General features: G+C 67.1%; 29 protein-coding genes. 12 read left to right on the top strand and 17 right to left on the bottom strand.

Going from position 1 to position 25,782, the window contains the following annotated elements:
* Positions 1 to 3: 3 nt before the first annotated feature.
* Positions 4 to 786, top strand: coding sequence for an IclR family transcriptional regulator (locus tag C5B85_RS13805; RefSeq protein WP_258070805.1), 783 nt, complete (start codon positions 4 to 6; stop codon positions 784 to 786).
* A gap of 13 nt (positions 787 to 799) precedes the next feature.
* On the opposite strand, the gene C5B85_RS13800 is transcribed toward C5B85_RS13805, so the two are convergent.
* Entirely contained in the window at positions 800 to 1,042 is a 243-nt protein-coding gene (locus C5B85_RS13800) for a hypothetical protein (RefSeq protein ID WP_104286589.1), read from the bottom strand.
* 10 nt (positions 1,043 to 1,052) lie between these two features.
* Positions 1,053 to 1,265, bottom strand: a complete 213-nt coding sequence (locus tag C5B85_RS13795) for a hypothetical protein (protein ID WP_104286588.1) — start codon at positions 1,263 to 1,265, stop codon at positions 1,053 to 1,055.
* Between the two features lie 199 nt (positions 1,266 to 1,464).
* On the opposite strand from C5B85_RS13795, the gene C5B85_RS13790 reads away from it, so the two are divergent.
* The gene (locus C5B85_RS13790) at positions 1,465 to 2,199 is read left to right on the top strand and encodes an SDR family NAD(P)-dependent oxidoreductase (RefSeq protein ID WP_104286587.1); all 735 of its coding nucleotides are present in this window, start codon (positions 1,465 to 1,467) and stop codon (positions 2,197 to 2,199) included.
* A 174-nt stretch (positions 2,200 to 2,373) separates the two neighbouring features.
* Here C5B85_RS13790 and C5B85_RS13785 read toward each other — a convergent pair whose 3' ends face one another.
* Positions 2,374 to 3,396: a VOC family protein gene (locus C5B85_RS13785; RefSeq protein WP_104286586.1), complete on the bottom strand. Its 1,023-nt coding sequence runs from the start codon at positions 3,394 to 3,396 to the stop codon at positions 2,374 to 2,376.
* Positions 3,397 to 3,518: 122 nt separating this feature from the next.
* Here C5B85_RS13785 and C5B85_RS13780 point away from each other — a divergent pair, with 122 nt between their 5' ends.
* From C5B85_RS13780 to C5B85_RS13775, 3 genes are read left to right on the top strand one after another with little or no spacing between them, the layout of a single operon-like run.
* A complete protein-coding gene (locus C5B85_RS13780; protein ID WP_104286585.1) occupies positions 3,519 to 4,322 on the top strand; it encodes an IclR family transcriptional regulator in 804 nt (267 codons plus the stop codon).
* A 57-nt stretch (positions 4,323 to 4,379) separates the two neighbouring features.
* Entirely contained in the window at positions 4,380 to 4,553 is a 174-nt protein-coding gene (locus C5B85_RS19235) for a hypothetical protein (protein WP_181064442.1), read from the top strand.
* Between the two features lie 20 nt (positions 4,554 to 4,573).
* On the top strand, positions 4,574 to 5,074 hold the full coding sequence (locus C5B85_RS13775; RefSeq protein WP_104286584.1) for a MarR family winged helix-turn-helix transcriptional regulator: 501 nt from the start codon (positions 4,574 to 4,576) through the stop codon (positions 5,072 to 5,074).
* Positions 5,075 to 5,169: 95 nt separating this feature from the next.
* Here C5B85_RS13775 and msrA read toward each other — a convergent pair whose 3' ends face one another.
* The 3 genes from msrA to C5B85_RS13760 all read right to left on the bottom strand — a co-directional run bounded on the left by msrA (position 5,170) and on the right by C5B85_RS13760 (position 7,809).
* Positions 5,170 to 5,679, bottom strand: a complete 510-nt coding sequence (gene msrA, locus C5B85_RS13770) for a peptide-methionine (S)-S-oxide reductase MsrA (RefSeq protein ID WP_104286583.1) — start codon at positions 5,677 to 5,679, stop codon at positions 5,170 to 5,172.
* On the bottom strand, positions 5,679 to 6,134 hold the full coding sequence (gene msrB / locus C5B85_RS13765; RefSeq protein ID WP_104286582.1) for a peptide-methionine (R)-S-oxide reductase MsrB: 456 nt from the start codon (positions 6,132 to 6,134) through the stop codon (positions 5,679 to 5,681). Before msrB ends, msrA begins: the two co-directional genes overlap by 1 nt.
* Before the next feature lie 205 nt (positions 6,135 to 6,339).
* The gene (locus tag C5B85_RS13760) at positions 6,340 to 7,809 is read right to left on the bottom strand and encodes a sugar porter family MFS transporter (RefSeq protein ID WP_104286581.1); all 1,470 of its coding nucleotides are present in this window, start codon (positions 7,807 to 7,809) and stop codon (positions 6,340 to 6,342) included.
* A gap of 139 nt (positions 7,810 to 7,948) precedes the next feature.
* Here C5B85_RS13760 and C5B85_RS13755 point away from each other — a divergent pair, with 139 nt between their 5' ends.
* The 4 genes from C5B85_RS13755 to C5B85_RS13740 all read left to right on the top strand — a co-directional run bounded on the left by C5B85_RS13755 (position 7,949) and on the right by C5B85_RS13740 (position 11,416).
* Positions 7,949 to 8,962: a Gfo/Idh/MocA family oxidoreductase gene (locus C5B85_RS13755; RefSeq protein ID WP_104286580.1), complete on the top strand. Its 1,014-nt coding sequence runs from the start codon at positions 7,949 to 7,951 to the stop codon at positions 8,960 to 8,962.
* Entirely contained in the window at positions 8,959 to 9,786 is an 828-nt protein-coding gene (locus C5B85_RS13750) for a TIM barrel protein (protein ID WP_104286579.1), read from the top strand. Before C5B85_RS13755 ends, C5B85_RS13750 begins: the two co-directional genes overlap by 4 nt.
* Positions 9,783 to 10,862 carry a LacI family DNA-binding transcriptional regulator gene (locus tag C5B85_RS13745; RefSeq protein WP_104286578.1) on the top strand — a complete coding sequence of 360 codons (1,080 nt, stop codon included), beginning with the start codon at positions 9,783 to 9,785 and terminating at the stop codon, positions 10,860 to 10,862. Before C5B85_RS13750 ends, C5B85_RS13745 begins: the two co-directional genes overlap by 4 nt.
* A 155-nt stretch (positions 10,863 to 11,017) precedes the next feature.
* Entirely contained in the window at positions 11,018 to 11,416 is a 399-nt protein-coding gene (locus C5B85_RS13740) for a hypothetical protein (protein ID WP_258070804.1), read from the top strand.
* Between the two features lie 258 nt (positions 11,417 to 11,674).
* Here the strand turns inward: C5B85_RS13740 and C5B85_RS13730 are convergent, their stop codons facing one another.
* The 4 genes from C5B85_RS13730 to C5B85_RS13715 are packed head-to-tail and all read right to left on the bottom strand — an operon-like array spanning position 11,675 to position 17,127.
* Positions 11,675 to 13,024 (bottom strand): sugar ABC transporter substrate-binding protein, encoded by a 1,350-nt coding sequence (locus C5B85_RS13730; RefSeq protein ID WP_104286576.1) that lies wholly within the window; start codon positions 13,022 to 13,024, stop codon positions 11,675 to 11,677.
* 41 nt (positions 13,025 to 13,065) lie between these two features.
* Positions 13,066 to 14,040, bottom strand: coding sequence for a carbohydrate ABC transporter permease (locus C5B85_RS13725; RefSeq protein ID WP_104286575.1), 975 nt, complete (start codon positions 14,038 to 14,040; stop codon positions 13,066 to 13,068).
* Positions 14,041 to 14,044: 4 nt separating this feature from the next.
* On the bottom strand, positions 14,045 to 14,974 hold the full coding sequence (locus tag C5B85_RS13720; protein ID WP_104286574.1) for a carbohydrate ABC transporter permease: 930 nt from the start codon (positions 14,972 to 14,974) through the stop codon (positions 14,045 to 14,047).
* Entirely contained in the window at positions 14,974 to 17,127 is a 2,154-nt protein-coding gene (locus C5B85_RS13715; RefSeq protein ID WP_258070803.1) for an alpha-galactosidase, read from the bottom strand. Before C5B85_RS13715 ends, C5B85_RS13720 begins: the two co-directional genes overlap by 1 nt.
* Positions 17,128 to 17,322: 195 nt before the next feature.
* Between C5B85_RS13715 and C5B85_RS13710 the strand changes: the two genes are divergently transcribed.
* The gene (locus tag C5B85_RS13710) at positions 17,323 to 18,474 is read left to right on the top strand and encodes an ROK family transcriptional regulator (RefSeq protein WP_181064441.1); all 1,152 of its coding nucleotides are present in this window, start codon (positions 17,323 to 17,325) and stop codon (positions 18,472 to 18,474) included.
* Here C5B85_RS13710 and C5B85_RS18965 read toward each other — a convergent pair.
* From C5B85_RS18965 to C5B85_RS13700, 3 genes are all read right to left on the bottom strand, one after another.
* Positions 18,450 to 18,632, bottom strand: coding sequence for a hypothetical protein (locus C5B85_RS18965; protein WP_146077966.1), 183 nt, complete (start codon positions 18,630 to 18,632; stop codon positions 18,450 to 18,452). The two genes, C5B85_RS13710 and C5B85_RS18965, sit on opposite strands and share 25 nt — an antisense overlap.
* Positions 18,629 to 19,615, bottom strand: coding sequence for a 4-hydroxythreonine-4-phosphate dehydrogenase PdxA (locus C5B85_RS13705; RefSeq protein ID WP_219819411.1), 987 nt, complete (start codon positions 19,613 to 19,615; stop codon positions 18,629 to 18,631). The genes C5B85_RS18965 and C5B85_RS13705 overlap by 4 nt, the downstream gene beginning before the upstream one ends.
* A 184-nt stretch (positions 19,616 to 19,799) precedes the next feature.
* Complete coding sequence (locus C5B85_RS13700) at positions 19,800 to 20,714, bottom strand: AEC family transporter (RefSeq protein WP_181064440.1); 915 nt, start codon at positions 20,712 to 20,714, stop codon at positions 19,800 to 19,802.
* Between the two features lie 37 nt (positions 20,715 to 20,751).
* Here C5B85_RS13700 and C5B85_RS13695 point away from each other — a divergent pair, with 37 nt between their 5' ends.
* The gene (locus C5B85_RS13695) at positions 20,752 to 21,273 is read left to right on the top strand and encodes a CGNR zinc finger domain-containing protein (protein ID WP_104286623.1); all 522 of its coding nucleotides are present in this window, start codon (positions 20,752 to 20,754) and stop codon (positions 21,271 to 21,273) included.
* Positions 21,274 to 21,298: 25 nt separating this feature from the next.
* Here the strand turns inward: C5B85_RS13695 and C5B85_RS13690 are convergent, their stop codons facing one another.
* The 4 genes from C5B85_RS13690 to C5B85_RS13675 all read right to left on the bottom strand — a co-directional run bounded on the left by C5B85_RS13690 (position 21,299) and on the right by C5B85_RS13675 (position 24,867).
* Positions 21,299 to 21,901 (bottom strand): DNA-binding response regulator, encoded by a 603-nt coding sequence (locus C5B85_RS13690; protein WP_104286571.1) that lies wholly within the window; start codon positions 21,899 to 21,901, stop codon positions 21,299 to 21,301.
* Positions 21,898 to 23,112: a sensor histidine kinase gene (locus tag C5B85_RS13685; RefSeq protein WP_104286570.1), complete on the bottom strand. Its 1,215-nt coding sequence runs from the start codon at positions 23,110 to 23,112 to the stop codon at positions 21,898 to 21,900. Before C5B85_RS13685 ends, C5B85_RS13690 begins: the two co-directional genes overlap by 4 nt.
* A 5-nt stretch (positions 23,113 to 23,117) precedes the next feature.
* Positions 23,118 to 24,062, bottom strand: coding sequence for an alpha/beta fold hydrolase (locus tag C5B85_RS13680; protein WP_104286569.1), 945 nt, complete (start codon positions 24,060 to 24,062; stop codon positions 23,118 to 23,120).
* Between the two features lie 175 nt (positions 24,063 to 24,237).
* Complete coding sequence (locus C5B85_RS13675) at positions 24,238 to 24,867, bottom strand: TetR/AcrR family transcriptional regulator (RefSeq protein WP_104286568.1); 630 nt, start codon at positions 24,865 to 24,867, stop codon at positions 24,238 to 24,240.
* Positions 24,868 to 24,958: 91 nt separating this feature from the next.
* Here C5B85_RS13675 and C5B85_RS13670 point away from each other — a divergent pair, with 91 nt between their 5' ends.
* Positions 24,959 to 25,762 (top strand): SDR family oxidoreductase, encoded by an 804-nt coding sequence (locus C5B85_RS13670; RefSeq protein ID WP_104286567.1) that lies wholly within the window; start codon positions 24,959 to 24,961, stop codon positions 25,760 to 25,762.
* Positions 25,763 to 25,782: the final 20 nt, after the last annotated feature.

Below are 25,782 nucleotides of genomic sequence, written 5' to 3'. Positions count from 1 at the left end.
CGCGTGACCGAGGACAGCGGCAGTGCGACCGCTGGTCCCCAGGTGCCGGCGGCCGATCAGACGCTCGCGATCCTCAGCTTCCTGAGCAACCAGCGCGGCCCCGTGGCGGCGAGCACCATCGCGACCCAGCTCGGCATCCCGCGCTCGACGATCTACCACCTGCTGGCGACGCTCCTCGAGCGGCGCTTCGTCGTGCACCTCCGCGGTGAGCGTCGCTGGGGTCTCGGCACGGCCGCGTTCGAGCTGGCGGGCGGATACGCGCGGCAGGAGCCCCTCGCCCGTGTCGGCCATCAGGTCGTCGCGGACCTCGTCGACCAGGTGGGGGAGAGCGCGCACCTCGCTGTGATGAGTGGGCGGGATGTGCTCTATATCGTGGACGAGCGCGCGCGGCGCCGCCCGGTGCTGGTCGCGGACGTGGGCGTTCGGTTGCCGGCGCACCTCACCGCATCCGGTCGCGCGATGCTCGCCGCGATGCCGCAGAAGCAGGTGCGAGCGCTGTACCCGGACGTCTCATCGTTCGCCGACCGCACGGGCCGCGGCCCGAGAAGCCCGCGCGAGTTGCGGGGGCTCCTGGACGCGATTCGGGGCGGCGGGCTCGCGTCGGAGAACGGCGAGGTGTCCGTCGGGATGCGCTCCGTCGGGATGCCCGTGCTCGACCATGCGGGCTGGCCGGCGGCCGCGCTCGCGGTCACCTGGTCAGAGGAACGTCCGCAGGACGAGGGGTGGCTGCGGACGGTGCTCGAGGTGGCCGCGGGGGAGATCAGACGTCGTATCCACGGCCGGTAGGTGACTCGGCGGTTCAGCCGAGGTGCGGCGGGTTGCTGGTGTCCGGTTCGTAGTCGGTGGTCCCGAGTGGATGCCGTCTGCGCTGCCTGGCGCCCTTGATCATCGTGACGGCGCCGTAGCCGCCCGCGAACCCTCCGACCCAGGTGAGGGCGTGCAGGTAGGTGGGGCCGCCCATGAGGTCTGCGACGAGTGCGATCACGCCGAGGGCGAGCCCCGCGACGAGGTAGCCGAGGGCGAAGCCTTCTTGTCGAGTCATGTTCTTCTCCTTATGCCAGGCAGGCGAATGGGCTCACGGTGACGGTGTCGACCGCGTCGGTTGCGAGGGAGTGCTCCTGCGGGAGCGTGAAGGTGGCGCCGAGGGGGCTGAAGCCGCCATCGTCGACGGTGAAGGTGACGACGACGTCATCCCCCGCAGCGACTGCGATGAGGGGGGTCGTCCAGGCTGCGGTGGGGATGGGGCGCCGTTCGATGGCAGGCATGTGAGACCTTCGGAGAGGGGTGGAGGAGGAGCCCGTGTTGTCTGGGGAGCGTGCACCGGGACTCTGTGCGAACGTGGGCGTCGTTGAGCGTATGGCTCCTCTCTTGCGCGGACGGACCCCTTGCGTTGCGTCGTCGTTCTGCGCTAGGCGCAGGATCGCGCCGTGGGGGTGTCGGTTGCCGGGGTGTGAGGATGGGCGCATGGCTCGCATCCTCATCTCCGGTTCCACCGACGGTCTTGGCCGCGCGACGGCGGAGGCGCTCCTCGAGCAGGGGCATGAGGTGATCGTGCACGCGCGCAGTCCAGGGCGGGTGGATGCGGTCGCCGAGCTGCTCGGGCGAGGTGCGGACGTCGTCATCGCCGACCTCGCCGACCGCGAGGCGGTGCTGGATGCCACGCGCGAGCTGAACGACGGCGCGGCTATCGACGCGGTCATCCACAACGCCGGCGTGCTCTCGGGTCCGAGCCTGCTGCCGGTCAACGTGGTCGCACCCTACTTGTTCACTGCGCTGCTGACGACCGCGACCCGGCACGTCTACTTGAGCAGCAGCATGCACCGAGGCGGCCGCGCGACGCTCGATGGACTCGACTGGACAGGCGAAGCGGAGACCGCGAGCTACTCCGACACGAAGCTGCTCGTCGCGGCATTCTCGGCCGCGGTCGCCGAGCGGTGGGCTCCTCGCGTGCTCGCGAACTCCGTCGACCCCGGCTGGGTGGCGACCAAGATGGGCGGCGCAGGGGCGCCAGACGACTTCGACCTGGGGCACGAGACTCAGGAGCGACTAGCCGTTGATCCTGACCTGCAGGTGAGCGGCGGCTACTGGCATCACGGCGCGCAGCGGCAGCCCGCGAGCGGGGTGCGCGACCCGGAGTTCCGCGAGCGACTCCTCGAAGAACTCGCCTCGGTCACCGGGGTGCCCCTGCCGAAGCACTGACGAGAGGATCCGCTAGCTGTGTGAACACGAACGCGGGCCCCGCGCATCCACCAGGAAAGGAGGAACCTGGTGGATGCGCGGGGCCCGCGCCGTTCGTGTTCGTGCTGTTTGCGAGTGCAGACCTCGCGGCGTCGGCTGGAGAGTCCTGCGCCGCGAGCCTCGCCTGCTACCGCCCTAGCCGCGGCCCTGCACGGCGTATGGGTTGAGGATGGCCTCTTCGGTGCCTGGGAGGATGCCTTCTTCGGTGGCGGTGGGGCGGCCGGCGTCTGGCGGGAACGACTCGGTCATGGAGATCGGCATGGCGCCGTTGCGGTAGAGGTTGTTGGAGCCGGTGGAGGGCTTCCAGTCGTTGGGCTCCCAGTCGGGCACGTAGTTGCGGTAGCCGCCGGTGTTGACCTCGATGCGCATGCCGCTGGGGTCGCGGAGGTAGAGGAAGCTCTGCTCGCCGATGCCGTGGATGGAGGGGCCGTACTCGATGGGGATGTTGTTTTCCATGAGCACGTCGGCGCCCTGGAGGAGCTCTTCGCGGGTGTCGACCCAGTAGGCGTAGTGGTTGATGCGGCCGGGGCGTGACGAGCTATCGAGGACAACGCCGAGGTCGTGCGACTTCTCGTTCGTGGTGAGCACGGAGAAGACGGTGACGGGGTGGTCGTCGAGCACGGTGTAGGCCATGATGCGGAAGCCGAGGACCTCGTTGTACCACTTGGCGAAGCCGCGCACGTCGGAGGCGGCAACGGTGACGTGGTCGAGCTGGCGGGGGCCGACGGCGTGCTTCGAGCGCTTCTCGGGGCGGTCGGGGAAGACGGAGGCGTGCTCGGCGTCTGCCTGGTACTTCTCGACGTCCCAGTAGAGCTCCATCGTGTGGCCGTATGGGCCGGTGAAGGTGTACGACTTGCCGTGGCCGACGCTGCCCTCAGCCCACGTGCCCTGCACGCCCGCGGCCTCGACGCGCTTGGCGGCCTCGTCGAGCGCTTCGGCGCTGGAGGTGCGCCAGCCCATGACGTTGAGCGCCGCTTCCGGGCCCTCGGCGACGACGAGGCTGTACGTGTAGTAGTCGCCCCACGAGCGGAGGTAGACCTTGCCGTCTTCGCGTGCGACGACGCGCAGGCCGAACTCTTCTTCGTAGAACTTCACCGAGGCCGCGACGTCTGGCGTTGCGATCTCGATGTGCGAGAGGTGGGAGAGCAGTTTGATCATCGTCGATCCTTTTCGTCTGGTGCAGTGCGTCTGTGGCGGTTCTCGGCCGCGGTGTGCGCGTGCCGTTCTTGGGCACACCACCACTTTCGTCTCGAACCCACATATCAGGGAAGCTGAACTTCATGATGCTGAGCATCATCGATGTGGATGCTCCGCCCGCGGCTAGCATTACGGGCATGGCAGGTGGCGGTGGTGACGAGCGCAGCGTGGCGCAGAAGCTCTTCGCGATCGCCGAGGCGTTCTCGGTTCGCGAGGAGCTGACGCTCACGCAGGTCGCGTCGGCGGCGAACCTGCCGGTGTCGACGGCGCACCGGATGCTCGCATCCTGGACCGAGTGGGGTGGCCTCGAGCGCACGGACTCGGGCGCGTACCGGGTGGGTATCAAGCTGTGGCGCCTGGGCGCGCGGCGCACGACCGCCGAGCGGCTGCGCGCCATCGCGCGCCCATACCTTGAAGACCTGCTGGACGCGACGGAGGAGAACGTGCACATCGCGGTGCGCGACGGTCTCGGTGCGGTGTACCTCGAGCGCATCTCGAGCCCGAACGCGGTGCGGGTCATCTCCGATGTCGGCGCGCGTCTGCCGCTGCACGCGACCGGTGTTGGTCTCGTGCTGCTCGCGCATTCGCCTATCGAGGTGTTCGACGAGGTGGTCGCGTCGAAGCCGCGACAGTATCTGCCGAACACGATCACCGACCCGAAGGCGTTGCGGCGGCGGCTCGCGGAGATCCGTGCGACGGGGCTCTCGAGGTCGGTCGAGGAGATGACGCCTGGCGCGTTTTCCATGGCCTCGCCGGTGGTGGATGCACACGGCGATGTCGTCGCGGCCGTCTCGATCATCGCGCACGTCGAGCGGCTCGCCGAGCCGCAGTTCGCGCTCGGGGTGCGGATGGCGGCGCGCGGGATCTCGGGGGCGCTCGGGCGGTAGAGGGTGGCGGGGAGTTCTCACCTTGTCGCCTCCAAGGAATATAGCTAGGCTAACTACATGACTTCCGTAGCCCCCACCTCCCCCTCCGAGAAGTCCTCCCAGCGCTCCACCTCGGACCGCTACTGGGACGCCTACCAGCGCAGCACGCTCCCCAAGGAGTTCCTGGCTCTGTGCGCGATCGGCGCGACGCTCAGCGTCGGCTTCATCGCCGCCGTGTCCACGTTCCTCTGAAACAAGCCGGTCCTGCGCCTATGACTGACGTCTCGAACAGCCGCGACCAGAGCTCGGCAACCCGCGAGCATCCATCTTCGACTCCAGGCGATGATGCATCGGATGCCGTCGACGAACTCCGCCGTGCGGAGGCCCGCCTCGGTCGGCGGCGCCAGGCGACCGGCGAGCTGAGCGAGACGCACCGAGCTGCGATGAGGTTCATCCTCGAGCGCACGAGCGACGGGATCACCACAAGTCCCGGCGGTCTTGCCGAGTACCTCGACGTCACGAGTGCGTCGGCGACCATGCTCGTGCAGCGCCTCACCGACGCGGGCCTTGTCCGCACGATGCCTGACCCGGACGATCGCCGCCGCAAGATGATCGTGCCGGTCGACACCGATCTCGACGCCGACGAGATCGACCCGGTCACCGGGCAGATCCGCCACCTCTCCGAGGACCTCTCCCCGCAGGAAGCGAAGCTCGTGTCGCTCTACCTCGACCGGGTCACCGCGGTTGTTGATGGGGAGTCGTCGAACGCCTGACGGCGACCTGCCCAAAACGACCAACGGGCAACGACCAACGACCAACCAGCGAGCACGCCCAGCGCCCGACGGCGGGCGTCCAGACGTGCTCGCAGCTAGCTCGTCGCAGCCGAGTCTTCGAGCACCCAGCCGGGGCGCACGTAGTGGCACGTGTAGCCGCCCGGGTGCTTGCGGAGGTAGTTCTGGTGTTCTTCCTCCGCATCCCAGAATTCGCCGGCCGATTCGAGCTTCGTGACGACCTTGCCGGGCCAGCGACCAGATGCGTCGATGTCGGCGATCGTCTCGCGCGCCACTCGCTCCTGCTCGGGGGTGAGCGCCAAGATCACCGAGCGGTAGCTCGTGCCACGGTCGTTGCCCTGCCGGTTCTTCGTGGTCGGGTCGTGTACCTGGAAGAAGAACTCGAGCAGATCACGGTACGAGGTCTTCGACGGGTCGAACTCGATCTCGACGGCCTCGGCATGGTCGCCGTGGTGCCGGTAGGTGGCGTTCGGGGTGGTGCCGCCGGCGTAGCCAACCCGCGTGCTGAACACCCCAGGCAGGTCGCGGATGAGTTCCTCGAGCCCCCAGAAGCATCCGCCGGCAAGAATCGCGCGCTCGTCAGTCATCACATGCCCGCCTTGTCCTCGAACAGTCCGATGTACTGGCCGTAGCCATCCGTCTCAAGGTCTTCGAGCGGAACGAAGCGCAACGCAGCCGAGTTGATGCAGTAGCGCAGCCCTCCCTGGTCGGCGGGGCCATCGTCGAAGACATGGCCGAGGTGGCTGTCAGCGGCGGACGAACGCACCTCCGTGCGCCGCATGCCGAGCGACGTGTCGGAGTTCTCGACGATGTTCTCTGCGCTCAGTGGCTTCGTGAAGCTGGGCCACCCGCATCCGCTGTCGTACTTGGTGGTCGAGGCGAACAGGGGCTCGCTGGAGACGATGTCGACGTAGAGGCCCCGGTCGTCGTTGTGCCAGAACTCGTTGTCGAATGGGCGTTCGGTCGCCGACTGCTGTGTCACGGCGTACTGCTCAGGCGTGAGCCGAGCGATGGCGTCTTGGTCTTTCGTGTACTGCGTCATGGGTATGTCCTCTCCAACATCAGGACAACACTCGGGCGGGCGAAAGCGTTCCGACATCGGATGCACGTCTTCGCGCTTCTCGGCGGACGCTCAGGTAGGCGCGCAGAAAAGCCCGCGGGGTCCGGCCAGGACGTCCAAATCGTAGCCGGCCCCGCGGGCGGGTCGGCCGCTCGCAGAAGCGGCCGAGTCTTGAATTCTCTGGTGGTTAGCGGCTCTTGCCGAGCACGTGGATGGCTCCCGTCGTGACACCGACCTCGAGCTTCTCGAGGGTCACGCCGCGGGTCTCGGGAACCTGCGTGATCGTGAAGATCAGCGCGAGGGCTCCGATGCCGGCGAACAGGAAGAAGACGCCGCTGATGCCCATCCCGGCGATGAGGCTCGGGAAGTAGAGGGCGAGGAATCCGTTGGTCATCCAGCCGAAGAACACGGAGACGCCGATGCCGAGGCCGCGCATGTGCAGCGGGAAGATCTCTGCCAGGTAGACCCAGACGGCGACGTTGAGGAAGGTCTGCATTGATGCGACGAACGCGACGACGAGGATGAGGATCACGAACGGGCGGGCCGGGTTCCCGACGGGCAGTAGCAGTGATGAGGCGCCGATGAGCAAGTGGCACGTGGTCGTGAGGGTGAGGCCGATCGCGAACGTTTTCCGGCGGTCGACGCGGTCCATCATGTACAGGGCGATGAACCCGCCGATGACGGCGACGACGCCGGGCGCAATGTTCGCGATGAGGGCTGCGCTTGCCTCGAAGCCGGACTCGATCAGCACGACCTGGCCGTAGTACATGATCGAGTTGATGCCGGTCAGCTGCTGCATCATCGAGACGCCGATGCCGATGAGCAGGATGCGGATGAGCCACTTGTTCGTCAGAACGGCCGCGAGACCGACCTTCGATTCCTTCTGCTCCTCTTCCGCGACCTGCTCGACCTCGCCGAGCTCGGCGATCGCGCGCTCCTCGGAGCGGACCGTCTTGAGTACGGCGAGGGCGTCCGCGTGGCGGCCCTTCTCGACAAGCCAGCGGGGCGACTCGGGCATGCGGAGCATCCCGAAGAACAGGCAGATCGCCGGAATAGCGCAGACCGCGAACATGATGCGCCAGACCCCATCGACGTGGCTGAGCGTGTTGCCGAGGATCGCGTTGATGACAAACGCGGAGAGCTGGCCCGTGACGATCGCGACCTCGTTGCGGCCCGTGATCGACCCGCGGATCTCGAACGGCGCGAGCTCGGCAAGGTAGACCGGCACAACCGTGGATGCGCCGCCGACGGCGAGGCCGAGCAGGATGCGTCCCACGACCAGCAGCGCGAAGTTCGGCGACGCCACGACGACGACCGTGCCGACGAAGAAGAGGACGGCGAGGATGATGATCGTGCGGCGGCGGCCGATGGCGTCGGAGATGCGTCCGCCGAAGAGCGCGCCGAAGGCGGCGGCGAACACGAGGGAGCTGGTGACGACACCCTCGGTGAAGGCGTCGAGGCCGATCTCGGCGGCCATCGGGCGCAGGGCGCCGTTGATGACGCCCGTGTCGTAGCCGAAGAGCAGGCCGCCGAAGCAGGCGACGATCGAGATGAGGCCGAGCCGCTTGCGGTACGGGCCCGGTGTGAGTTTGGGAAGGGCTGTCTCTGACGCTGATGCCCCGTGCGTGGAAGTGATGAGAACTCCTTTGTCCGCGATCTGGGCCGGGTCGACCGGCCGATTGGAGGCAACCTTATACGTACTAGACGTCGAGCGCTAGTACGTAATAGTCTGCTCTTGCTGGGCGCACCCAGCAGCACAGTGTCGTGTCGGCACCGCCGTCCCCAGGAGAAACACCATGACCACGAACCCCCACATCCGCGTCGCCCTCATCGGTGCCGGCCGCATCGGCAGCAACCACGCAGCGCTCATCGCCCGCGACATCCCGAATGCCGAGCTCATCGCCATCGCCGACCCCGTCGAGGGTGCAGCAGCGTCGCTCGCCGATTCGCTCGGCGTCGAACAGCCGTACACGGACGTCGCCGAGCTGCTCGCCCGCCCCGACCTCGACGCGGTGGTCATCACGGCACCGCCGCGCTTCCACACCGCGCTTGTCGAGCAGGCGGCCGCGGCGGGCAAGGCCATCTTCTGCGAGAAGCCGACCGGCGTCTCGCTTGCGGAACTGCGCCGCGTCGAGGCCGCCGTCGAGCGTCACGGAGTCGTCTTCCAGGTCGGCTTCAACCGCCGCTACGCGAACGGCTTCCCCGAGCTGCGCTCCGCCCTCGACGCGGGAACCCTCGGCACCCCGCAGCTGCTCCGCTCGGTGACCCGCGACCCGGGACTTGCGAACCCCGCCGCGATCCCGCCGTTCACGATCTTCCTTGAGACGCTCATCCACGACTTCGACACCCTCAACTTCTTCAACCCGGGCGCCCGAGCGACCTCCGTCTACGCGGTTGCTGATGCGCTTGTCGCTCCGGACTTCAAGGACAAGGGGCTGCTCGACACCTCGGTCGTCACGATCCGCTACGACAACGGCGCCATTGCCACGGCAGAGGCGAATTTCTCGGCCGCCTACGGGTACGACACCCGCGCCGAGGTCTTCGGCAGCGCAGGCATGGCGACGGCCGGCGAGCTCGCCGCGTCGAGCCTCCGCCTCTACGGCGCGGCCGGCGCATCCTGCGACACCGTGCGCGCCGACACGCAGCTCATGCGCGCCGCCTACACGGGCGAGCTGCAGGCGTTTGTCAACGCCGTCGCCGGCGTCGAGACCCCCCGCCCCGGCACGGAAGCCGCGCTCGAGGCGATGGTCATCGCGCTCGCCTGCATCGAGTCGGTCAAGACCGGCGCACCGGTTGAGGTCGTCCGATGAGCGCGGCAGTTGCGGCTACGGGCACTGGCAGCTCCGCGGCATCGCCGTTTGTGCTTGCCGCCTGCGCGGAAATGCTCTTCCTCGACCTGCCGTTCGAGGAGCGCGTGCGCCGCATCGATGACGCCGGGTTCGAGGTCGAGATCTGGCGCTGGTGGGAGAAGGACCTGGATGCGCTCGTCGCGACCGGCGCGACGTTCGGCTCCATGTCGGGGTACATCCGCGGCGAGCTGATCGACCCGGATGGAGCCGACGAGATCGTGACCACCGCGCGCGAGTCGCTCGAGGCGGCGCAGGTGCTGAACGTGCCGCGCCTCGTGATCCACGGCACGGGTCTCGACGACGACGGTTTGCCCGTGCGGCCGAGTGCGCACACGACCCCGGCCGATTGGCTCGCCGCGCTGCGCACGCTCGAGCGGCTCGCGAAGCTCGGCGAGGAGTACGGCAAGGTCTTCACGCTCGAGAACCTGAACCACGCCGTCGACCACCCTGGGGTTCCGTTCAACCGGGCGAGCGACACGATCGCGCTCGTCGCGGCTGTCGACAGCCCGCACCTCCGACTCAACCTGGACCTGTACCACGCGCAGATCGGCGAGGGTGATCTTGTCGACCTGTGCGGCCGGGCGCTGCCGTACATCGGCGAGATCCAGGTCGCGGATGTGCCGGGCCGCTGCGAGCCGGGCACGGGCGAGATCCACTACCCGCGGGTCGCGCGTGCCCTCGACGAGCTGGGGTATCGGGGAGTCGTCGCGATGGAGGCGTTTGCGTCCGCCGATTCCGACCTCGCGCTGCGCCGCTTCCGGGAGGCCTTTAGCATCGAGGTATGAGCGACGCCGACGAACGTGACTACCGCCGCCCGGCGCGCCCGGGCGGCGGTAGGCGCGTCACGATGCGCGATGTCGCCGACGCGGCTGGTGTCTCACAGCCGCTCGTGTCGATTGTCATGCGGGACGTGCCGGGTGCGAGCCCAGCTTCGCGCGCGCACGTCCTCGAGGTCGCAACCCGCCTCGGCTACCGGCGCGACGAGCGGGCGCGGATGCTCAAGCAGGGTCGCTCGCGTCTCATCGGCATCGTCTTCCACGCAGCGCAGCCGTTCCACGGTCAGCTCATCGACGAGCTGCAGCTCGCGGCGCGGGAGGCCGGATACAACGTCTCGCTTGCCGCCGTGACGAAGCGGCGCGGGGAAACGGATGCGATCGAGGCGCTGCTTGGGGAGCGAGTTGAGGGGCTCGTGCTGCTCGGGGCGTCGCTGCCCGAGGAACGGATCGACCGCATCGCCGGCGAGGTTCCAGTTGTCACGGTCGCCAGCCAGTACTCGTCTGACCACTTCGACAGCGTCTCCATGGACGACGCGCGCGGCATGGAGATCGCCGTGCGGCATCTGCACGAGCGCGGACATTCGCGCATCCTGTACCTCGGGGCGCCGGGCGTCTCGGGTGATGAGGTGCGCACGGCGACGTTCCTTGAAGCCACGGCCGCGGCCGGGCTCGGCGACGAGATTGCGATAGTTGCCGGGGGAGCGTCGGAAGCCGCCGGCGCGAAGGCGATCGAGGATGCGCTGGAGCGTTACCCGGAGACCACCGCGGTGGTCGCCTTCAACGACCGCAGCGCGCAGGGAGTTGTCGCTCAGGCGCGCCTCCTCGGCAAGCGTGTCCCCGAGGACCTCGCCGTCGTCGGGTTCGACAACTCCGAACAGGCGGACCTGCCGTACCTGCAGCTCACGAGCCTCGCGCAGGACCCGGCGCAACTCGCATCCGCCGCCGTCGACATGGTGGTCGGGCGCGTGGATGCGAATGCGGAGGGCGAGTCGCCGCGGGTCGGTGAGCACCGCATCCTGCCGACCAAGCTCGTGGTGCGCAGCAGCAGCGGGGGTAGCGGCAACTCTGTTGAGCGCTCGCGGTGACGGACCACCTGCAGCCACCCTCCGACGGAGCGCGGTCGTCTCGATCGAGCGGTTCGCCGCCTCGCACGCGGCATGACGCCCGCCGCCAATACCTCTCACTCGGCGCCGGCGAGCTGACGTCAGTTGTGACGTTCACGCTGCTGGGGGTGTGGGCCGTGCCGACCATCCTGACGACTGGCATGGACCTCGCGGCGTTCTGGTCAGCCCTCGCGCCATTGCTGTTCGTGCTGCTGCAGGGCGGTGCGTACTGGCTCCTGGCGCGGCGCTGGGTCGGGGAATCAAGGATGCCCGTCGGGCTCGCCCGTGTCTTCTGGGCTCTGAAGTGGCTGAACCTCGTGGTGTTGATTGGTGGGCTCGTCGGCATCGTGGCCTGGTGGCCCAGCTCATGGCCGGCCGCGGCGCTGGTCGCGTTCACGTGGGCGTTCGGCGTCGTCGAGTACCTCAACTACTTCGTCGTGCGACTGAGCTACCCGGCCAGGACTTGGCTGCCCGGGGTTCGACGCGGGCGGACTCCCCGCTTGATCAAAGACCTCAGGGAAGCCGTGCATCGGTAGGCTTCCCGGATGCCACCCGATCGCGGATTTTCGTGTGCTCTGGAGCGCGAACGTGCTGTCGAACCTGGCCGACGGCATCGCCTTCGTGTCGGTGCCGCTCCTCGCTGCCCGACTTACAGCTCTCGTCGGACGTTCCGTGAGTCCGTTCCGCCGCGGCTCGACGGGACCCGCAGCCTGCATCCGTGCTGGGCGCACGCTGGGATGCGAAAGGGGCACCCCGACGAGGACGTCGGAGTGCCCCTGAGCCGCGCTGAGTCCCTACGGGAACAGCTGGTTGACCTGGTCAGCGGCCTGCTTCAGGGTGTTCTCGTCACCCTGCCCGAGGAGCACAGCCTCGACGGCGGGCTCCATGATGGCGAGGATCGAGCTCCAGTTGTTGGCGATGGGAGCCTCAACGTACTCGCCCGCGTCGAACGCGTCGTAATACACCGAGACGTCGATGCCGGCGTCGCTGAAAGCCTCGCGAGCCTTGTCGCTCGATGATTGAACGGCGGGGAAGACGACGGCGGCTTCCGCCACGATGTCCTGACAGTCGGCGGTCGCGAGGTAGGCGACCAGCTTCTTGGAAGCTTCCGGGTGCTCGGTTCCGGCGATGACGGAGTCCGCGAGGCCGTTCATGACACCGGCGCGGTCACCACTGGGCCCGACGGGCAGGGGTGCGATCCCCGTCTCAACGCCGGTCATGCCGAAGTAGGCCTTGGCGTTCCAGCTGCCATCGGTGACAAGCGCGTAGCGTCCGGCGCCGTAGGCTTCCTGGATGCTCGTGCCCGAGATCGCGGCCTCGTAGCCGGGCATGTAGCCCTTCTCGATCAGGCCTGACCACCATTCGATGGTCTCGATGTACTTCTCATCCGCGTAGTTGAACTCCGTGCCGAACGTGTTCTGGTCCGCGTAGCTCCAGTCGTTCGACAGCGCGTATGGGCTCCACTGGGTCTGGCCGAAGGCCCCGATGCCCGACTTGGCCTTGAGGCCGAGGCCGTAGACGGCCACGTTGTTCTTGTCGAAGCCCGCTTCGTCGCCGCGCACCCCGTTGGCGTCAACCGTGAGATGCGCGATCGTCTCTTCCCAGGTTCCACCGTCGTCTGGGTTCCAGTCGAGGTTGTTGAGGTCTTCTGGCGTGTATCCGGCTTCCGTGAGGTAGTCGGTGTTGAAGAGCGTGGCGACGGTGTCCCAGTCCTTCGGCAGGCCGTAGCGCTTGCCGTCTTCGCCGATCCACCGTTCCGCGAGGCCGTCTCGGAACGACTCGAGGTCGACGTCGACGTCGTCGAGTTCCAGCAGCGAGCCAGAGGTCGCGAGCTCCGGGTAGAAGGAGGCGTGGTTGGTGATGACGTCTGGGGCGTCGCCGCCGACGAGGCTGGTCGTCAGGGTCTCGAAGTAGTCGTTCCAGCCGACCTGTTCGATCTGAACGTCGATCTCCGGGTTGGCCGCCGTGAAGTCAGCGATGCACTGCTCGTAGCTGGGCAACTGGTTGGAGTCCCACAGCCAGTAGCGCAGCGACGCGGCTTCCGAGCCTCCGTCGTCGCCGCCGCTGGCGCCGGAGCAGGCTGTTGCGGCGAACAGCGTGCCGGTCACGACCGCCGCGATGGCGATCTTCTTGGCGTTCTTCATTGAGTGCCTTTCGATTCGTGTGGAGCGAGGAGAGGGGTGGGTCACTTCGTGCCCGAGTAGCCGATGGAGTTGATGATGCGCTTGCCGAGGAGGAGGAAGAGGACGATCACCGGGAGGGCGGCGATGAGGGTGGCCGCCATGAGGCCGGCCCAGTCGGGACCACCCTGCGGCGTCTGCGACCGGAAGACGCCGAGCGCCACCGTGAGGACACGGACGTCCTCCGCACGCCCGACCACAAGCGGCCAGAAGTACTCGTTCCAGCTGTTGATGTAGGTGAGGATGGCGAGCGTCGCGATCGGCGAGGCCGTGAGCGGCAACGCGATCGACGTGAAGCGGCGGATGTGTCCGGCGCCGTCGAGGATGGCGGCCTCCTCAACCTCGCGGTTGATGCCGAGGAAGAACTGCCGGAGGAAGAAGATCGCGAAGGGTGTCATGAGCATTGTCGGTAGAGCGATGCCGAGGTGCGTGTTCAGCAGCCCGAGGTCCCGGATGGTGATGAAGTTCGGGATCGTCGTGAAGATGACAGGCACCATGAGGGCGCACAGCAGGATGCCGAAGACCAGGTCGCGGCCAGCCCACTTCAGCCGAGCGAAGGCGTAGGCCGCCATCGAGCAGAACACCACCTGGCCGACGGTGATGAGCGTGGCGACGATCACCGAGTTGCGAAGGTAGAGCCAGAAGTCGATCGAGGCGCCCGACCCGCCCTCGGCCATCGACTCCTCGGTGGTGGCCAGTCCGAGGACCCGCTTGTACGCGCCGAGGGTGAAGTCGACGGGGAACGGGTTCCCCGGGTTGCCGGCGAGCGAGAGGTTGTTCGACAGCGAGGTGCGGAGCATCCAGTAGAACGGGAACAGGGTGATCAGCAGCAGGACCCAGAGCAGCACCCACGCCGCGATGCGACCGATCGACGCCTTCTGCCGTGGCTTCTTACCCGCCACTTCGGACTCCGCGGGCTCCTCCGACGGGGGCGTCGGACTTGTGCTCTTGCTTGTGCGTGAACTCTTCGTCATGGTCATGGTGTCATCCCAGGTCGGTCTGGTTGGCGCGGGTCGCCCGCAGCTGGATATACGTGAAGACCGCGAGCAGGACGAACAGGGCGACGGCCAGGGCCGAGCCGTATCCGAAGTCGCCACGCGTGAAGGCCACGTCGTAGATGTAGTAGTTGATGACTCGCGTGGCGTTGACCGGTCCGCCGCCCGTCGTGACTGCGACGGTGTCGAACACCTGGAAGGCGCCGGTGACCGTGATCACCAGGACCATCGCGAGGATAGGACGCAACAGGGGAAGCGTGATGCTGCGGAACATGCGCAGCTCCCCAGCGCCGTCAATCGCACCGGCCTCGTAGACATCGCGCGGGATCATCTGGAGACCGGCGAAGATCAGCAGTGCCGTGTAGCCGAGGTGGCGCCACACGTTGATGAACGCGATGGTCGGTATCGCCCAGGCCTGATCGCCGAGGAACGCGATTCGGTCGAGCCCCAGCCAGGCGATGAGCTCGTTGATCGGCCCGATCTGGTAATCGAACAGGTAGAACCAGACGAGCGCGGCGATCACGTTCGCAATCATGTACGGCAGCAGGGCGATGCCACGGATCACCAGCGACTGCGTGAGTCGATGCAGCAGCACCGCGACGCCGAGTGCGAGCAGCGTCTGGAAGCCGATGTTGAGCAGCACGTAGTAGACCGTGACGCCGAGCGCATTCCAGAAGACCTCATCCGCGAACATGCGGGTGTAGTTGTCGAGTCCGACCCACTCGGGGTCGGTGAGCAGGTTGTACTTCGTGAAGCTGAAGTACGCGCCGCGTAGCGCAGGCCAGACGAAGAAGGCCGCGAAGCCGATGATCGCCGGTGCGGCGAACAGCCAACCGGCCAGGTTCTCCCGGCCGAGGGAGCGGGGCCGGCGCTGGCGCTTGCGGTCCTTGGCCGGGATCGCCAGGGTTTCGGTTGCCATCAGTCCTCCTCACCCACCTGCGTTGCGCGGATGAGCAGTGCGTGGTCGGGCGCCAGGGCTGGCACTTGGATTCCGGCGTGGCCGAGGGCCTCACCGGTCGTTCGGACGCCGGTGCTCCACCAGGCCGGAAGCGGGTGGCTGTTGTACTGCAGCACTCCGTCGGCGGGGGCTGCGGCGCTCACGTCGTAGGTCGCGGCGGGGTCGAGTCCGGGAAGCGTCACCGCACCAGGAGGCGCACCGACGCCGGTTGCGACAGCGGCGACCGAGAACAGCGCATCCGAGCGATCCTGCGCGACAACACCCCGAATGCTGAGGGCCGGGTCCGGGTGATCGCTGCGCACCACCTCACCGGCATGCAGGAGGGGGCGGAGTTGCTTGTAGAGCTGAACCCAGCCGCTGAGTGCTTCCAGTTCGTCGTCGGTGGCCTCGCGCAGGTCCCACTCGATGCCGAGGTTCGAGAGCAGCGCCGTCATCGCACGATAGGACAGTGCGTGACGTCGCTTCGTGGCGTGGGCGATGCTCGACCCGATGTGTGAGCCGAGGAGCTCCGGCGGCACGGTCACGCTGGTCCAGAGGTCGATGCGCTGACGTTCGTTCGCGTCGATGCAGTCGCTGGCCCAGATGCGGTCCGAGCGCTCGAGAACCTCGAGGTCGGCGCGGGCGCCGCCTGAGGAGCACGACTCGATCTCGAGGTCGGGGAACTCGGAGTGGAGCTCGTCGAGGAGTCGGTAGAACGCCAGCGTTTGACCGTGCACCGCTGCGCGTCCGCCGTCATGGCCCGCATCGGTGAGGTCGCGGTTGTGGTCCCACTTGATGAAGGCGAGGTCGAGCTCGCGCACGAGACCGGCGATGGCGTCCCGAACGTGTGCATAGGCCGCGGGGTTCTGCAGATCCAGCACCTGCTGGTATCGAGAGGTCGGTGGCTGCCGGTGTCCGGGGGAGAGGATCCAGTCCGGGTTCGCTCGTGCGGCGTCGCTCTCCGGGTTGATCATCTCGGGCTCGAACCAAAGTCCGAACTCCATGCCGAGCCCGCGCACATGCTCGGCGAGGGGGAGCAGCCCATCCGGCCAGATCGCCCGATCGACAGTCCAATCGCCCAGCCCTGACTGCTTGCTCCGGCGACCCAGGAACCAGCCATCGTCGAGCACGAAGCGCTCGACGCCGACCTCGGCTGCCTTCGTCGCGAGGTCGAAGACCTCGGCGGGTTGGTGGTCGAAGTAGACCGCTTCCCAGGTGTTGAGGACAACCGGGCGTGGGGTCGAACGGTTGCGCTTTCGCGCTCGCAGGTGGTGGTGAAAGCGGCGCCCGACGCCGTCGATGCCCTCACCGTAGGAGCCGTAGATCCATGGGGTCGAGTATTCCTCGCCCGTGGTGAGGGCAACTTCTCCGGGGAGCAGGATCTCCTCGCCTCCGAGGATGGTGCGCCCGTTGGTCTGGCGCTCGACGAACGTGCGGTGATTGCCGCTCCACGCGGTCTGCGCGGCCCACACTTCACCGTGACGGAAGCCGAAACCATGGGTTCCTACCGCGTACAGCAGGCTCGCGTCGTGGCCGGTGCGGCCGTGGCGACCCTCGCGGGCATGAGTGCCGACGGTAAGGGAGTGACGCTGTGCTTGCGCCTCGCGCATGTGGCGCCCGGCGAAGTCGAGTACCTCACCAGCTCGAGTTGGCACAGGGAGGCCGAGGCGCACGGCGTCGACGGTGTACGCCTCGGCGCCGGTGTTGCGCACCGTGAGGCGGGAACGCACGAGACCGGATGTCAGCAGCTCGAGCACCAGGTCGGCTTCGATCTCGAGGGCGTCGTCCGCCAGGGCCGCGACGAACTGATTCTCGACTCGAACGTCGGCCGAAGTCTCGAGGCTGACGGTGCGGGTGGACAGCTGCAGGGCGAAGTCGCGGCCGCCACGGTGTCCCTCGACGCCGGGGGCGCCGACCCACCCGCGGCTGGCATCCGGAACGATGCTGAAGGGAACGGGGCTGTCGATGCTGTTCGAGGCGATCTGAGGCCTGCTTGCATTTGCGAACGACTCGAGGCCCACGGCGTCGAGCCCGAGGGGGCGACCCCAGTGGATGATGCGCGGGACCTGCTCCGACCGCGCATCCACGATCACCTGTACGTCTGCGCCGTTCAGTTCGAGAACGCGTCGCTCCATGGATTCCATCAGCACCATTGCCTTTCAGGGGGTAGCCATGATTATTGCAACAATAAACACTCTGGTCAATTCGCTCCGCACAACCCTGGTTTGACGCCCTCTGGGCATGAATGAGGCTGCTCTACCTACTGCAGCGGTAGCAATGTTGAGGTTTTATGTTTCAGCTCGGAATGGTGGAGCGGTACGATGAACGTCATGGCGATCATTGAGACCGGGACGCAGACCATCGACACGGCGCGGGCCGTTGCCCGCGCGGTTGTCCTGCATGGGCCGATCTCCCGGAGCGACGTGGCTCGACGCCTCGGGCTCTCGCCGGCGAGCATGACCCGCCTGGCAAGGCCACTCATCGAGCAGGGCCTCCTCGTCGAGGCTGACGCCGTTGCTGATCCAGTGCATGGCCGCCTCGTGCGCCCACTCGATGTGTCCCCGTCGTTGCGGTTCATCGGCGTGAAAGTGGCCGTCGATGCTGTCCATGGCGTGCTGACGGACGCCCGGGCGTCCATCCTCGCGCGAGTGGATCAGCCCCTGCCCTCGTCGACCCCGGACGATGTCATCCGCGTCGCGGCCGCTGTGATCGCTCGTCTGTCCCAGGGGGAACCGGTGCACAGCGTCGGCGTCTCGCTCGGCGGACACACCGACGACAACTCGAGCGTCGTGCTCTCGCGCAGTCTCGGCTGGCGCAGCGTGCCGCTGGGGCAGCGGCTCTCCGAGGAATCCGGACTCCCGGTGATCGTCGAAAATGACGTGACCGCTCTGACTGTCGCCCAGCATCTCTTCTCGGCCGATCGAGACAGCGAGCGCTTCGCGCTGGTGACTGTGGGCGTGGGCGTGGGATGCGGGCTCGTCATCAATGGTGACGTCGTCAGGCAGCTCGACGCGGCATCGCCGTCACCCAGCATGCTGATCCTGAATCCGTCGGGACCGACAGTTCCGGAGGGGCCGCGAGGGAGCGCGCTCGCGTACCTGGCTTCGACCAATGTCGCCATCGCCGCCTCCGCGGCATGTGGGCGGCTGCTCTCCTTCGACGAAGCCATCGAGCTGGCGCAAGCCGGTGATCAGGGAGCGCTCCTCGTAGTGACCGAGGCGGCTTCCTACCTCGGCAGGTTCATCGCCAGCATCGCCACCATGTCGTACGTCACACGCTTCATCCTCTCTGGCGAGGGCATCGCGATCGCGAAGGTCGGAGCGGCGGCGATGCACGAAGCTATCGCCGAGTCGCGGCCGTCGTGGAGCACGGAACTCGACACGGAGATCGTGCCCACCACCATGAGCGATTGGGCGCGCGGCGCCGCATCCGTCGCGATCTGGGAGATGATCGAGCGCTACTCCGCGGATGACCGCTGGTAGGAGATGCCCCGCACGGCATCGACGAGGCCACCGACATCTCCGATGTTTCCCGGCACGAGGGCGAGTGGCGCGCGGGCAATTTCGTAGACGGGTTGCCACACGATGCCGGCGCGCATCACCTCAGTGACGACGGACCTCGTCAGTGCGACCACCGTCACGAGGCGTCGGTCAGGCGGCCCGCGATGTCGAGGGCGTTGAACATCGAGGCGGTGTCGGCCTGTCCCGTGCCCACGATGTCGAACGCCGTGCCGTGCGCAGGTGTGGCGATCGCGATGCCGAGCCCTGCTTCCACCGTCACGCCTCCCGCGAACCCCATCGCCTTGAGCGCCAGCTGGCCCTGGTCGTGGAACATCGTCACGATGCCCTGGTAGCCCCGTCGCTTCGCCGTCACAAAGAGGGTGTCTGCAGGGAACGGACCTTCGACGTTCAGGCCCTGAGCCGCCGCCGCTTTCACGGCGGGCGCGATGATGTCGATCTCCTCGGTGCCGAAGCTCCCGTTCTCACCGCCGTGCGGATTCAACGCGCAGACGGCGAGCTTCGGGTTCGTGTAGCCCGCAGCGCTCATCTGCTCGGAGAGCAGGCGGGTGACTGCGATGATTCGTTCTTCGGTGATCAGGTCCGCAACCGCGCGCAGCGGCACGTGTGAGGTCACCCGCGACGTCCACAACCCTGCGGAGGCGTTCAATTCGGAGACCTCGCTTTCGGTCTGCATCTGGCCCTCGAACCAGCGCATCTCGTCGTACTCCTGCATGCCGGAAGCGTGGAGGGAGGCCTTGTTGAGCGGACCGAAGACGAGGGCATCGGCGTCCTGGCACTCGATCGCGTCGAGAGCGGCACGGAGCGCGGTCAGCGCCCAGCGACCGGAGTCGCCATGCACCTCACCGACGGGAGTCGACGGGAAGTCGGACAGCGGGCGGACCTCCACGCCATCGGCTGCCAGGAGCTCGTCCATCGACTCGCGGAGGTCGGCTTGCTCGAAGCCACGACGAAGCTCGTCTTCCGCTGCGAAAACAACAAGGTTGTCACCCTCCCCGTTCGCTCGTCGTGCAATTGCGCGGGCAAGCAGCTCGGGGCCAACTCCGCCGGGGTCTCCAGCTGTGACTGCGATGCGCTTGCGGGGGGCGGGGGTTGTCATCGTCATTGATCCACCTCTCGGTTTGTATTCCGTCATGGAAACTATAGCAGTCAGGCTCGGTGGGGTGAGAGGCGTGGGGGCCTTGTGGCGCGATCGACGCCGCCCGACCGGGGCCGCGCTCGCGCTCGCCGTCGTGGGTGTGTGGATTGCAGGTCGTCTCGCGGAGAAATCAGGCGGAGAGGCGAGGCCGTCACGCCAAGCGTGACGCCACATCGAGCATGAGCGGCATAGACAACGTCGACAGCAGTGTCTGCACGCCGATGATGGTCGCCATGAGTCGGGTGTCTCCGCCGAGTTTCGCGGAGAGGATGGTGGCCGAAGGGGCGGTGGGGACGGCCGTCAGGACGACGATGGTGTGGAGTGTCAGCTGATCCGCGCCGAGCGCGATAGCCAGGCTGGCCGCTGCGAGCGGCAGCGCCGCGAGCTTGATGAGTGTCGGGACGGTCACCTCGATGAGGTCTCGTTTCCTCCAGGTGAAGCTGATGCTGGCGCCGGCGATGAGGGTGCCGCAGAGCAAGGCGGACGACGCTGCCAGGTCGAGGGTGCTCGTGATCGCGGTCGGCAACTCAAAGTTCGTGATGCTCAGGGCAAGGCCGACGAGGCAGCTGAGGATGAGCGGATTCTTGGCGATCTCTCGCAAGAGCTTCGGTCTTGGCCGGGCCTCATCGTGGGCGCCGTAGATCGTGAGGGTCGAGACGCAGAGAAGGTTGACGACTGGCACCGAGATTGCGCAGGCGATCGCGAACGTGGCGATTCCGAGCTCACCGTGCAGCGCGTTGATGACGACCAGGCCGATGTAGGTGTTGATGCGGATGGCGCCCTGCACCATCGATCCGAGGGCCGGTCCGGAGGATCTGAGTGTGGGCCGCGCCGCGACGAGCACACCCGTTGCGGCGATGATCGGGGCGGTCGTCGTCAGCAGGAGCGGGCCGACGTCGATGGTGCCGAGGTCGGCGTTCCCGATCGAGGTGATGAAGAGGGCCGGCCCGAGCACGTAGTACGTGAGTTGTTCGAGGCCACTCCAGAAAGCGCCCGACCTCAGCAGGGTTCGCTTCAGCACCGCGCCGCCGATCAATGTCAGCAGCACGGGCACGATCGCAGTCATGATGATTCCCACGTACCCACCGTGATGCAATAGGTCAATGCAGTTCAACCATGACAACATGACCGGCGTGCTGCTCGCGGCCGACCTGGTCAACGCGGCGTCGAGCGGTGACCCGGCGGAGCGCATCGGTGAGGCGTTCGAGCGGCACGAGATCCGCGGTCGGGATGCACTCCCGAGCTTCGTGGGAGAGCTGCTCGACTGGGCGATGCACCTGCGCGGGGTATTCGAGGGCCTGGATGCCCGGGCGCGCTGCGAGAAAGTCAACGCGCTTCTCGAGATAGGTGCGTCCCGGGGTGTCTATCTGACCACCCATGACGGCCTCGACCCGCACCTGCACTTCGCTCCCGAGAGCGACAATCTGCTGGCGCGGGTCCGGGCGGTCACAGCCGGTGGGCTGGCGATCTTCCTCACCGAGTCGCGCGGCGTGCGGCTCGGGGCCTGCGCCCGAGGTGGATGCGAGCAGGTGTTCGTCGACGTCGGCAGGAACGCAACACGCCGGTACTGCTCACCGCGGTGCGGGAACAACGACGCCGTCGACCGCCACCGGCGACGTAGCTGACGTAGCTGACGTCGAGTCTGCCAGGTCAGATCCATCCACTGTCGCGGGCGATCGCTGCGGCGGTGATTCGGGATTCCGCGTGCAGTTTCGCCATGGCGGTTGAGAGGTGGTTGCGCACCGTCCCGTGTGCGAGTCCGAGCGTCTTCGCGATGTGCTTCGTGGGCAGGCCGTCGCGAGTCAGGCGGAGCACGTCGGCTTCGCGTGCCGTGAGCGGGCTTTCCTCCTCGGTGAGCGCTGCGGCGGCGAGCTGCGCGTCGATGTAGCGTTCGCCAGACGCGACGGCCCTGATGATGCTGGCGAGTTCTGAGGCCGGTGTCGATTTCGGAACGAAGCCCCGCACGTGCGCGGTGAGCGCCCGCTTCAGGGTGCCAGGGCGGGCGTGCCTCGTGACGATGATCGTCTGGCATGCCCGAGCAGCATGCAGCTCTACGGCGGCTTCGATCCCATCCAGCTCCGGCATCTCAAGGTCGAGGAGGGCGATGTCCGGGTGATGGAGGGTGCCTGCTGCCACGGCGGCGCGACCGTTGCTGACGTCGGCGACCACCTCGATGTCGCCTTCCAGTGAGAGGAGGGCGACAAGGGCACCGCGGATGAGCTCCTCGTCGTCGGCGATCAGGATTCGTATCATCGCTTCGTGTCCGATCGGTGCGGTTCGGTGGGTGTCGGGATGCAGACGACCAGGGTGAAGGTGTCGTTGTGCCGGCTCGTCGTGACCGTTCCGTTCCAGGTTCCGACTCGTTCGGTGATTCCGGCGATCCCGGTGCCTGTTGCCCGCAACGTGCCGGCCCCGTTATTCGTGACGGTGAGGCGATAGCCGCCCGTGTCGAGCCTCACGAGTTCGAGGGACGCTTCGGTTGCCTTGCTGTGTCGCAGGATGTTCGTGGCGCTCTCACGAATCGCGAGAGCGAAGACCGCGCCGAGGGGCGTTGTGAGTTCGGGCGCATCCAGGTTCGCCTGGCAGGCGATGCCCGCCGAGCGCAGGACGGCCGCAGCGTTGCGCGCTTCGACGGCCACGGTGACCGTGCGGTAGTTGTTGACGACGGCACGGGTGTCTTCAAGTGCGGCCTTCGCGATGCTTCGAATCGCCGCGAGCTCGTCTGCCGCGAGACCCGGTTCATCGGCGAGAAGCCGGCGCTCGGCGAGTTCGCTCTTCAACGCGATGACCTGCAGGTGGTGGCCTTGGATGTCGTGCAGATCGGTGGCGAACCTGAGGCGCTCCGTGGCTACCGCCAGATCGGAGGCCATCCGCCTCGCCTCTTCGAGGCGCAGAACAACTCTGAAGACCCAGACCGCGCTCAGGGGCATGACGGTCATCAGGGCGAGCGTGCCGACGACGACGAACGTGGAAGCGGCGTCCGAGATCGCGGAGACTCCGTCCGTCGGGGCCGGGAGCGGGCCCGCGGACGTGAACCCGAGCGCCAGCGCCGCGAGCGTCAGCGCGAGCACTCCGACCCGCCACCAGAGGGGGACAACGCAGCTCAGCATCCCGCCGGCAATCGCGAAGAGGAACGCCCAGCCCCATCCCGCGAACGGTGGAATCAGCGCCAGCGCCCAAGTTGCGACGCACAGGCTGATGAGGGCGACGAAGATCGGGTGGCGCGCTGATGCTCGGAAGTCGGGGCGCAGCAGCATCGGAATGACGGCGATCGCCAAGATGGCGGATGCGGCACTCGCGATGATCAGCGCGATCCTGCGGGGCTCTGGGGCGCCGTCCAGTCCGAAGGTGAACTGCAGGAAGCAGCCGATGATGACAAGCGCCCACAGTGTGACCGCGGTCGAGCCGCGCATCCACCGGAGATCGGCGGCGGCTCGGGGCCCACGGAACCTGCCATCCGTCATGCCGGTCAGCCTGCAGAGATCGAGTCCAGGAACCGGGCGGTGTCTCGCGCGATCTCGGGCGACTTCGTGTGGTGCAGGTAGTGCTCTCCTTCAAGGGTGATGACTTCACCGCGTTCGACGCTCGACGCCTGCTGCTCGTGCAGTTCAAGCCAGCCGGAGACGTCGGAGTCTTCCGCCACCACGAACAGCAGGACGGGGAGGGTTGGGGTGAACGTCGTGCCACTCACCGACGCGAAATTGCTGGGCGCGTTGGTCATCTCGTCGAGCATCGTGGGAGCCGTGGAGTTCCTGGTCGTGAGCCGTTGCATCTGCTTCTTGGTCTCGTCGTCGTAGGGGAGGCCCGCGGTCGGATCCCCGGAGATAGCAGACAGGGCCCTGAGGATGCCCAGGTCGCGCAGCTCGACGAGCCCCTCAGTGGGAATCGGCTCATCCCAGCCGGGCTGATCGGGCACGCTGCTGTCGATTCCGATGAAGGCGACGAGTTCGTCCGCGTACGTGGCGCTGTACTCGAGGGCGTAGATGCCGGCAATCGAGTGGCCCATCAGCACGTATCGGTCGACCTCGAGGTGCTGCAGCGCCTCGTGCACCTCGCGAACGATGTTCTCTGTGGTGCGAGGGGCGTCTGTCTGGTTACTCAGCCCAGTACCGAACGGCTCGACCGTGATGACCCGGTAGGCGTCGTCGAGCTCCGCGATGAGCGGTTGGAAGTCGAGCCCGGGTGCAGCTGTGCCGAGGCCGGGGAGCAGCACGATCGTCTGCTCGCCCGCACCGCTCTCGACGACGTTCATCTGCTTGCCATCGACCGGAACGAGCTGCCCGTACGGACGGATCTCCGCGATCTCGCGGGTCGAGATCACGGCGTTCGCGATCGAGGTGGTCGCGAGGGTGAGGGCTGGGAGCGCCAAGATGGCGGTGACAGTGAGAAGGAAGACCTTCAGGGGTTTACGCATGCGCGGCTCGTCTCGAGAAGGGGGCGTCGTGCCCCGTTGTGGTCCTTCGAGTCCAGTGCATGACCGCGTTCGGCAGTAGTGCCCTCTTGTCATGCTCGAACATGACTGATGTCACGGTTTCAGCGGCGCCGGGGCTCTGTCCGCGTTTCGCGCCTGCCACAACCGCGAACTTGGGCTAGGGAGTCAGCTCAGGGCCTGCCAGCAGCTTCGTGCGCATGCCTCGCCAGAGGAGATCGCTTGCTTCCACGAGGAGATCGTCGGATGGGACGCCGTCGAGCAGGTCACCGGATGCGAGTGTGGCTATCCCGTGGAGTGTCGCGAATGCGACGAGCGCAATGCGCTGCGGATCACCGGGAGCGATCGCGCCAATCGACTGTGCCTCCACGACGAGACGCAGCGTGATCTCCATCGATGCATGGCCAGCCCGGATGAGCTCTTGTTTCGCATCCGGCGCATGCTTCAATCCGAACATCATCGCGAGGAGCGTTGGCTGAGCGAGAGCGAATTCGACGTAGGCGCGCGAGATGGCGTCGAACGCGGCGCGGGCGCCCTCTTGTGTCTTGGTCTCGATTGTCGCGGCCTGCTCGAGTGTGGCCGCCATGCGACGGAATCCGTCTTCTGCGAGTGCGTCGAGGAGTGCTTGCTTGTCGCGGAAGTGGCGGCTGGGCGCGGCGTGGCTGACCCCGGCTTCGCGGGCGAGTTGGCGCAAGGACAGCGCATCGACACCGTCGGATTCGATGCTCGCGGCGGCGGCTTCCAGGAGCGTGCGGCGCAAGTCACCGTGGTGGTAGGGCTGATCGGGCACGTGTCGAGCCTACCCCCATGTTGACGTTGACAACAATGGCTGTTTCCGCAATGCTGTCACCGACAACATTCGTTTCCGGCAAAGGACACTCATGACTCTCGATCTCCGCGGCGGCACCGCACTCATCACAGGCGCAAGCTCCGGGCTCGGCGTCGAATTCGCCAAGCGATTCGCGAGCCGGGGTTCGAACCTTGTGCTCGTGGCACGTCGGGCCGAGCGACTCGAAAAGCTGGCAGACGAGCTTCGGGCATCCACGGGTGTGGACGTCGCCGTGGTCCCCATCGACCTCACCACCGCGGGCGCCGTAGTGTCGCTCCGCGACGAGCTGGCGCGACGGGACATCCACATCTCCTCGCTCGTCAACAACGCCGGCTTCGGGAGCCACGGCCCATTCGACTCGTCAAGCCCGGAGCGCATGGTCGACGAGATGCAGCTGAACGTCGTTGCGCTCGTCGAACTCAGCCGGACCTTCATGTCCCAGCTGCTTGAGGCTGGGACGGGCGCGCTCGTCACGGTCGCCAGCACGGCCGGGTACCAGCCGACGCCCGGGATGGCGGTCTACGGCGCGACCAAGGCGTTCGTGCTGAGCTTCACGGAAGCCCTCTGGGCGGAGGCCCGCGGCACAGGTCTTCGCGTCCTCGCCGTGAGCCCGGGCGCGACGAAGACCGAGTTCTTCGACGTCGTCGGCTCAGAGGAAGCGTCAGTCGGCCGGAAGCAGACGAGTGCGCAGGTCATCGACACGGCGTTCCGCGCGCTCGATCGAGTTGGAGGCGGGCCGAGCGTCGTCTCGGGTGGGGTCAACAGGCTCACGGCGTTCAGCACGCGACTGCTCTCGAGAAGGGCACTCGTGCGGACGAGCGCCCGGGTCCTCGGCGACGTGCGTCTGCGTTCCTGAGTCAGTCGCGGAAGTGTCAT

This window comes from Pseudoclavibacter sp. AY1F1, assembly GCF_002931075.1.
Taxonomy (GTDB): domain Bacteria; phylum Actinomycetota; class Actinomycetes; order Actinomycetales; family Microbacteriaceae; genus Pseudoclavibacter.
Note: the sequence above shows the minus strand (reverse complement) of the source record. Positions and strands in the feature narration are given on the sequence as shown.

What these genes read in the sequence shown, in the direction of transcription:
- C5B85_RS13800 (WP_104286589.1), bottom strand. Translation starts at nt 1,042, where the DNA reads ATGACTCGACAAGAAGGCTTCGCCCTCGGCTACCTCGTCGCGGGGCTC.
- C5B85_RS13795 (WP_104286588.1), bottom strand. Translation starts at nt 1,265, where the DNA reads ATGCCTGCCATCGAACGGCGCCCCATCCCCACCGCAGCCTGGACGACC.
- C5B85_RS13790 (WP_104286587.1), top strand. Translation starts at nt 1,465, where the DNA reads ATGGCTCGCATCCTCATCTCCGGTTCCACCGACGGTCTTGGCCGCGCG.
- C5B85_RS13785 (WP_104286586.1), bottom strand. Translation starts at nt 3,396, where the DNA reads ATGATCAAACTGCTCTCCCACCTCTCGCACATCGAGATCGCAACGCCA.
- C5B85_RS13780 (WP_104286585.1), top strand. Translation starts at nt 3,519, where the DNA reads ATGATGCTGAGCATCATCGATGTGGATGCTCCGCCCGCGGCTAGCATT.
- C5B85_RS19235 (WP_181064442.1), top strand. Translation starts at nt 4,380, where the DNA reads ATGACTTCCGTAGCCCCCACCTCCCCCTCCGAGAAGTCCTCCCAGCGC.
- C5B85_RS13775 (WP_104286584.1), top strand. Translation starts at nt 4,574, where the DNA reads ATGACTGACGTCTCGAACAGCCGCGACCAGAGCTCGGCAACCCGCGAG.
- msrA (WP_104286583.1), bottom strand. Translation starts at nt 5,679, where the DNA reads ATGACTGACGAGCGCGCGATTCTTGCCGGCGGATGCTTCTGGGGGCTC.
- msrB (WP_104286582.1), bottom strand. Translation starts at nt 6,134, where the DNA reads ATGACGCAGTACACGAAAGACCAAGACGCCATCGCTCGGCTCACGCCT.
- C5B85_RS13755 (WP_104286580.1), top strand. Translation starts at nt 7,949, where the DNA reads ATGACCACGAACCCCCACATCCGCGTCGCCCTCATCGGTGCCGGCCGC.
- C5B85_RS13750 (WP_104286579.1), top strand. Translation starts at nt 8,959, where the DNA reads ATGAGCGCGGCAGTTGCGGCTACGGGCACTGGCAGCTCCGCGGCATCG.
- C5B85_RS13745 (WP_104286578.1), top strand. Translation starts at nt 9,783, where the DNA reads ATGAGCGACGCCGACGAACGTGACTACCGCCGCCCGGCGCGCCCGGGC.
- C5B85_RS13730 (WP_104286576.1), bottom strand. Translation starts at nt 13,024, where the DNA reads ATGAAGAACGCCAAGAAGATCGCCATCGCGGCGGTCGTGACCGGCACG.
- C5B85_RS13725 (WP_104286575.1), bottom strand. Translation starts at nt 14,040, where the DNA reads ATGACCATGACGAAGAGTTCACGCACAAGCAAGAGCACAAGTCCGACG.
- C5B85_RS13720 (WP_104286574.1), bottom strand. Translation starts at nt 14,974, where the DNA reads ATGGCAACCGAAACCCTGGCGATCCCGGCCAAGGACCGCAAGCGCCAG.
- C5B85_RS13715 (WP_258070803.1), bottom strand. Translation starts at nt 17,127, where the DNA reads ATGGAGCGACGCGTTCTCGAACTGAACGGCGCAGACGTACAGGTGATC.
- C5B85_RS13710 (WP_181064441.1), top strand. Translation starts at nt 17,323, where the DNA reads ATGGCGATCATTGAGACCGGGACGCAGACCATCGACACGGCGCGGGCC.
- C5B85_RS13705 (WP_219819411.1), bottom strand. Translation starts at nt 19,615, where the DNA reads ATGACGATGACAACCCCCGCCCCCCGCAAGCGCATCGCAGTCACAGCT.
- C5B85_RS13700 (WP_181064440.1), bottom strand. Translation starts at nt 20,714, where the DNA reads ATGACTGCGATCGTGCCCGTGCTGCTGACATTGATCGGCGGCGCGGTG.
- C5B85_RS13695 (WP_104286623.1), top strand. Translation starts at nt 20,752, where the DNA reads ATGCAGTTCAACCATGACAACATGACCGGCGTGCTGCTCGCGGCCGAC.
- C5B85_RS13690 (WP_104286571.1), bottom strand. Translation starts at nt 21,901, where the DNA reads ATGATACGAATCCTGATCGCCGACGACGAGGAGCTCATCCGCGGTGCC.
- C5B85_RS13685 (WP_104286570.1), bottom strand. Translation starts at nt 23,112, where the DNA reads ATGACGGATGGCAGGTTCCGTGGGCCCCGAGCCGCCGCCGATCTCCGG.
- C5B85_RS13680 (WP_104286569.1), bottom strand. Translation starts at nt 24,062, where the DNA reads ATGCGTAAACCCCTGAAGGTCTTCCTTCTCACTGTCACCGCCATCTTG.
- C5B85_RS13670 (WP_104286567.1), top strand. Translation starts at nt 24,959, where the DNA reads ATGACTCTCGATCTCCGCGGCGGCACCGCACTCATCACAGGCGCAAGC.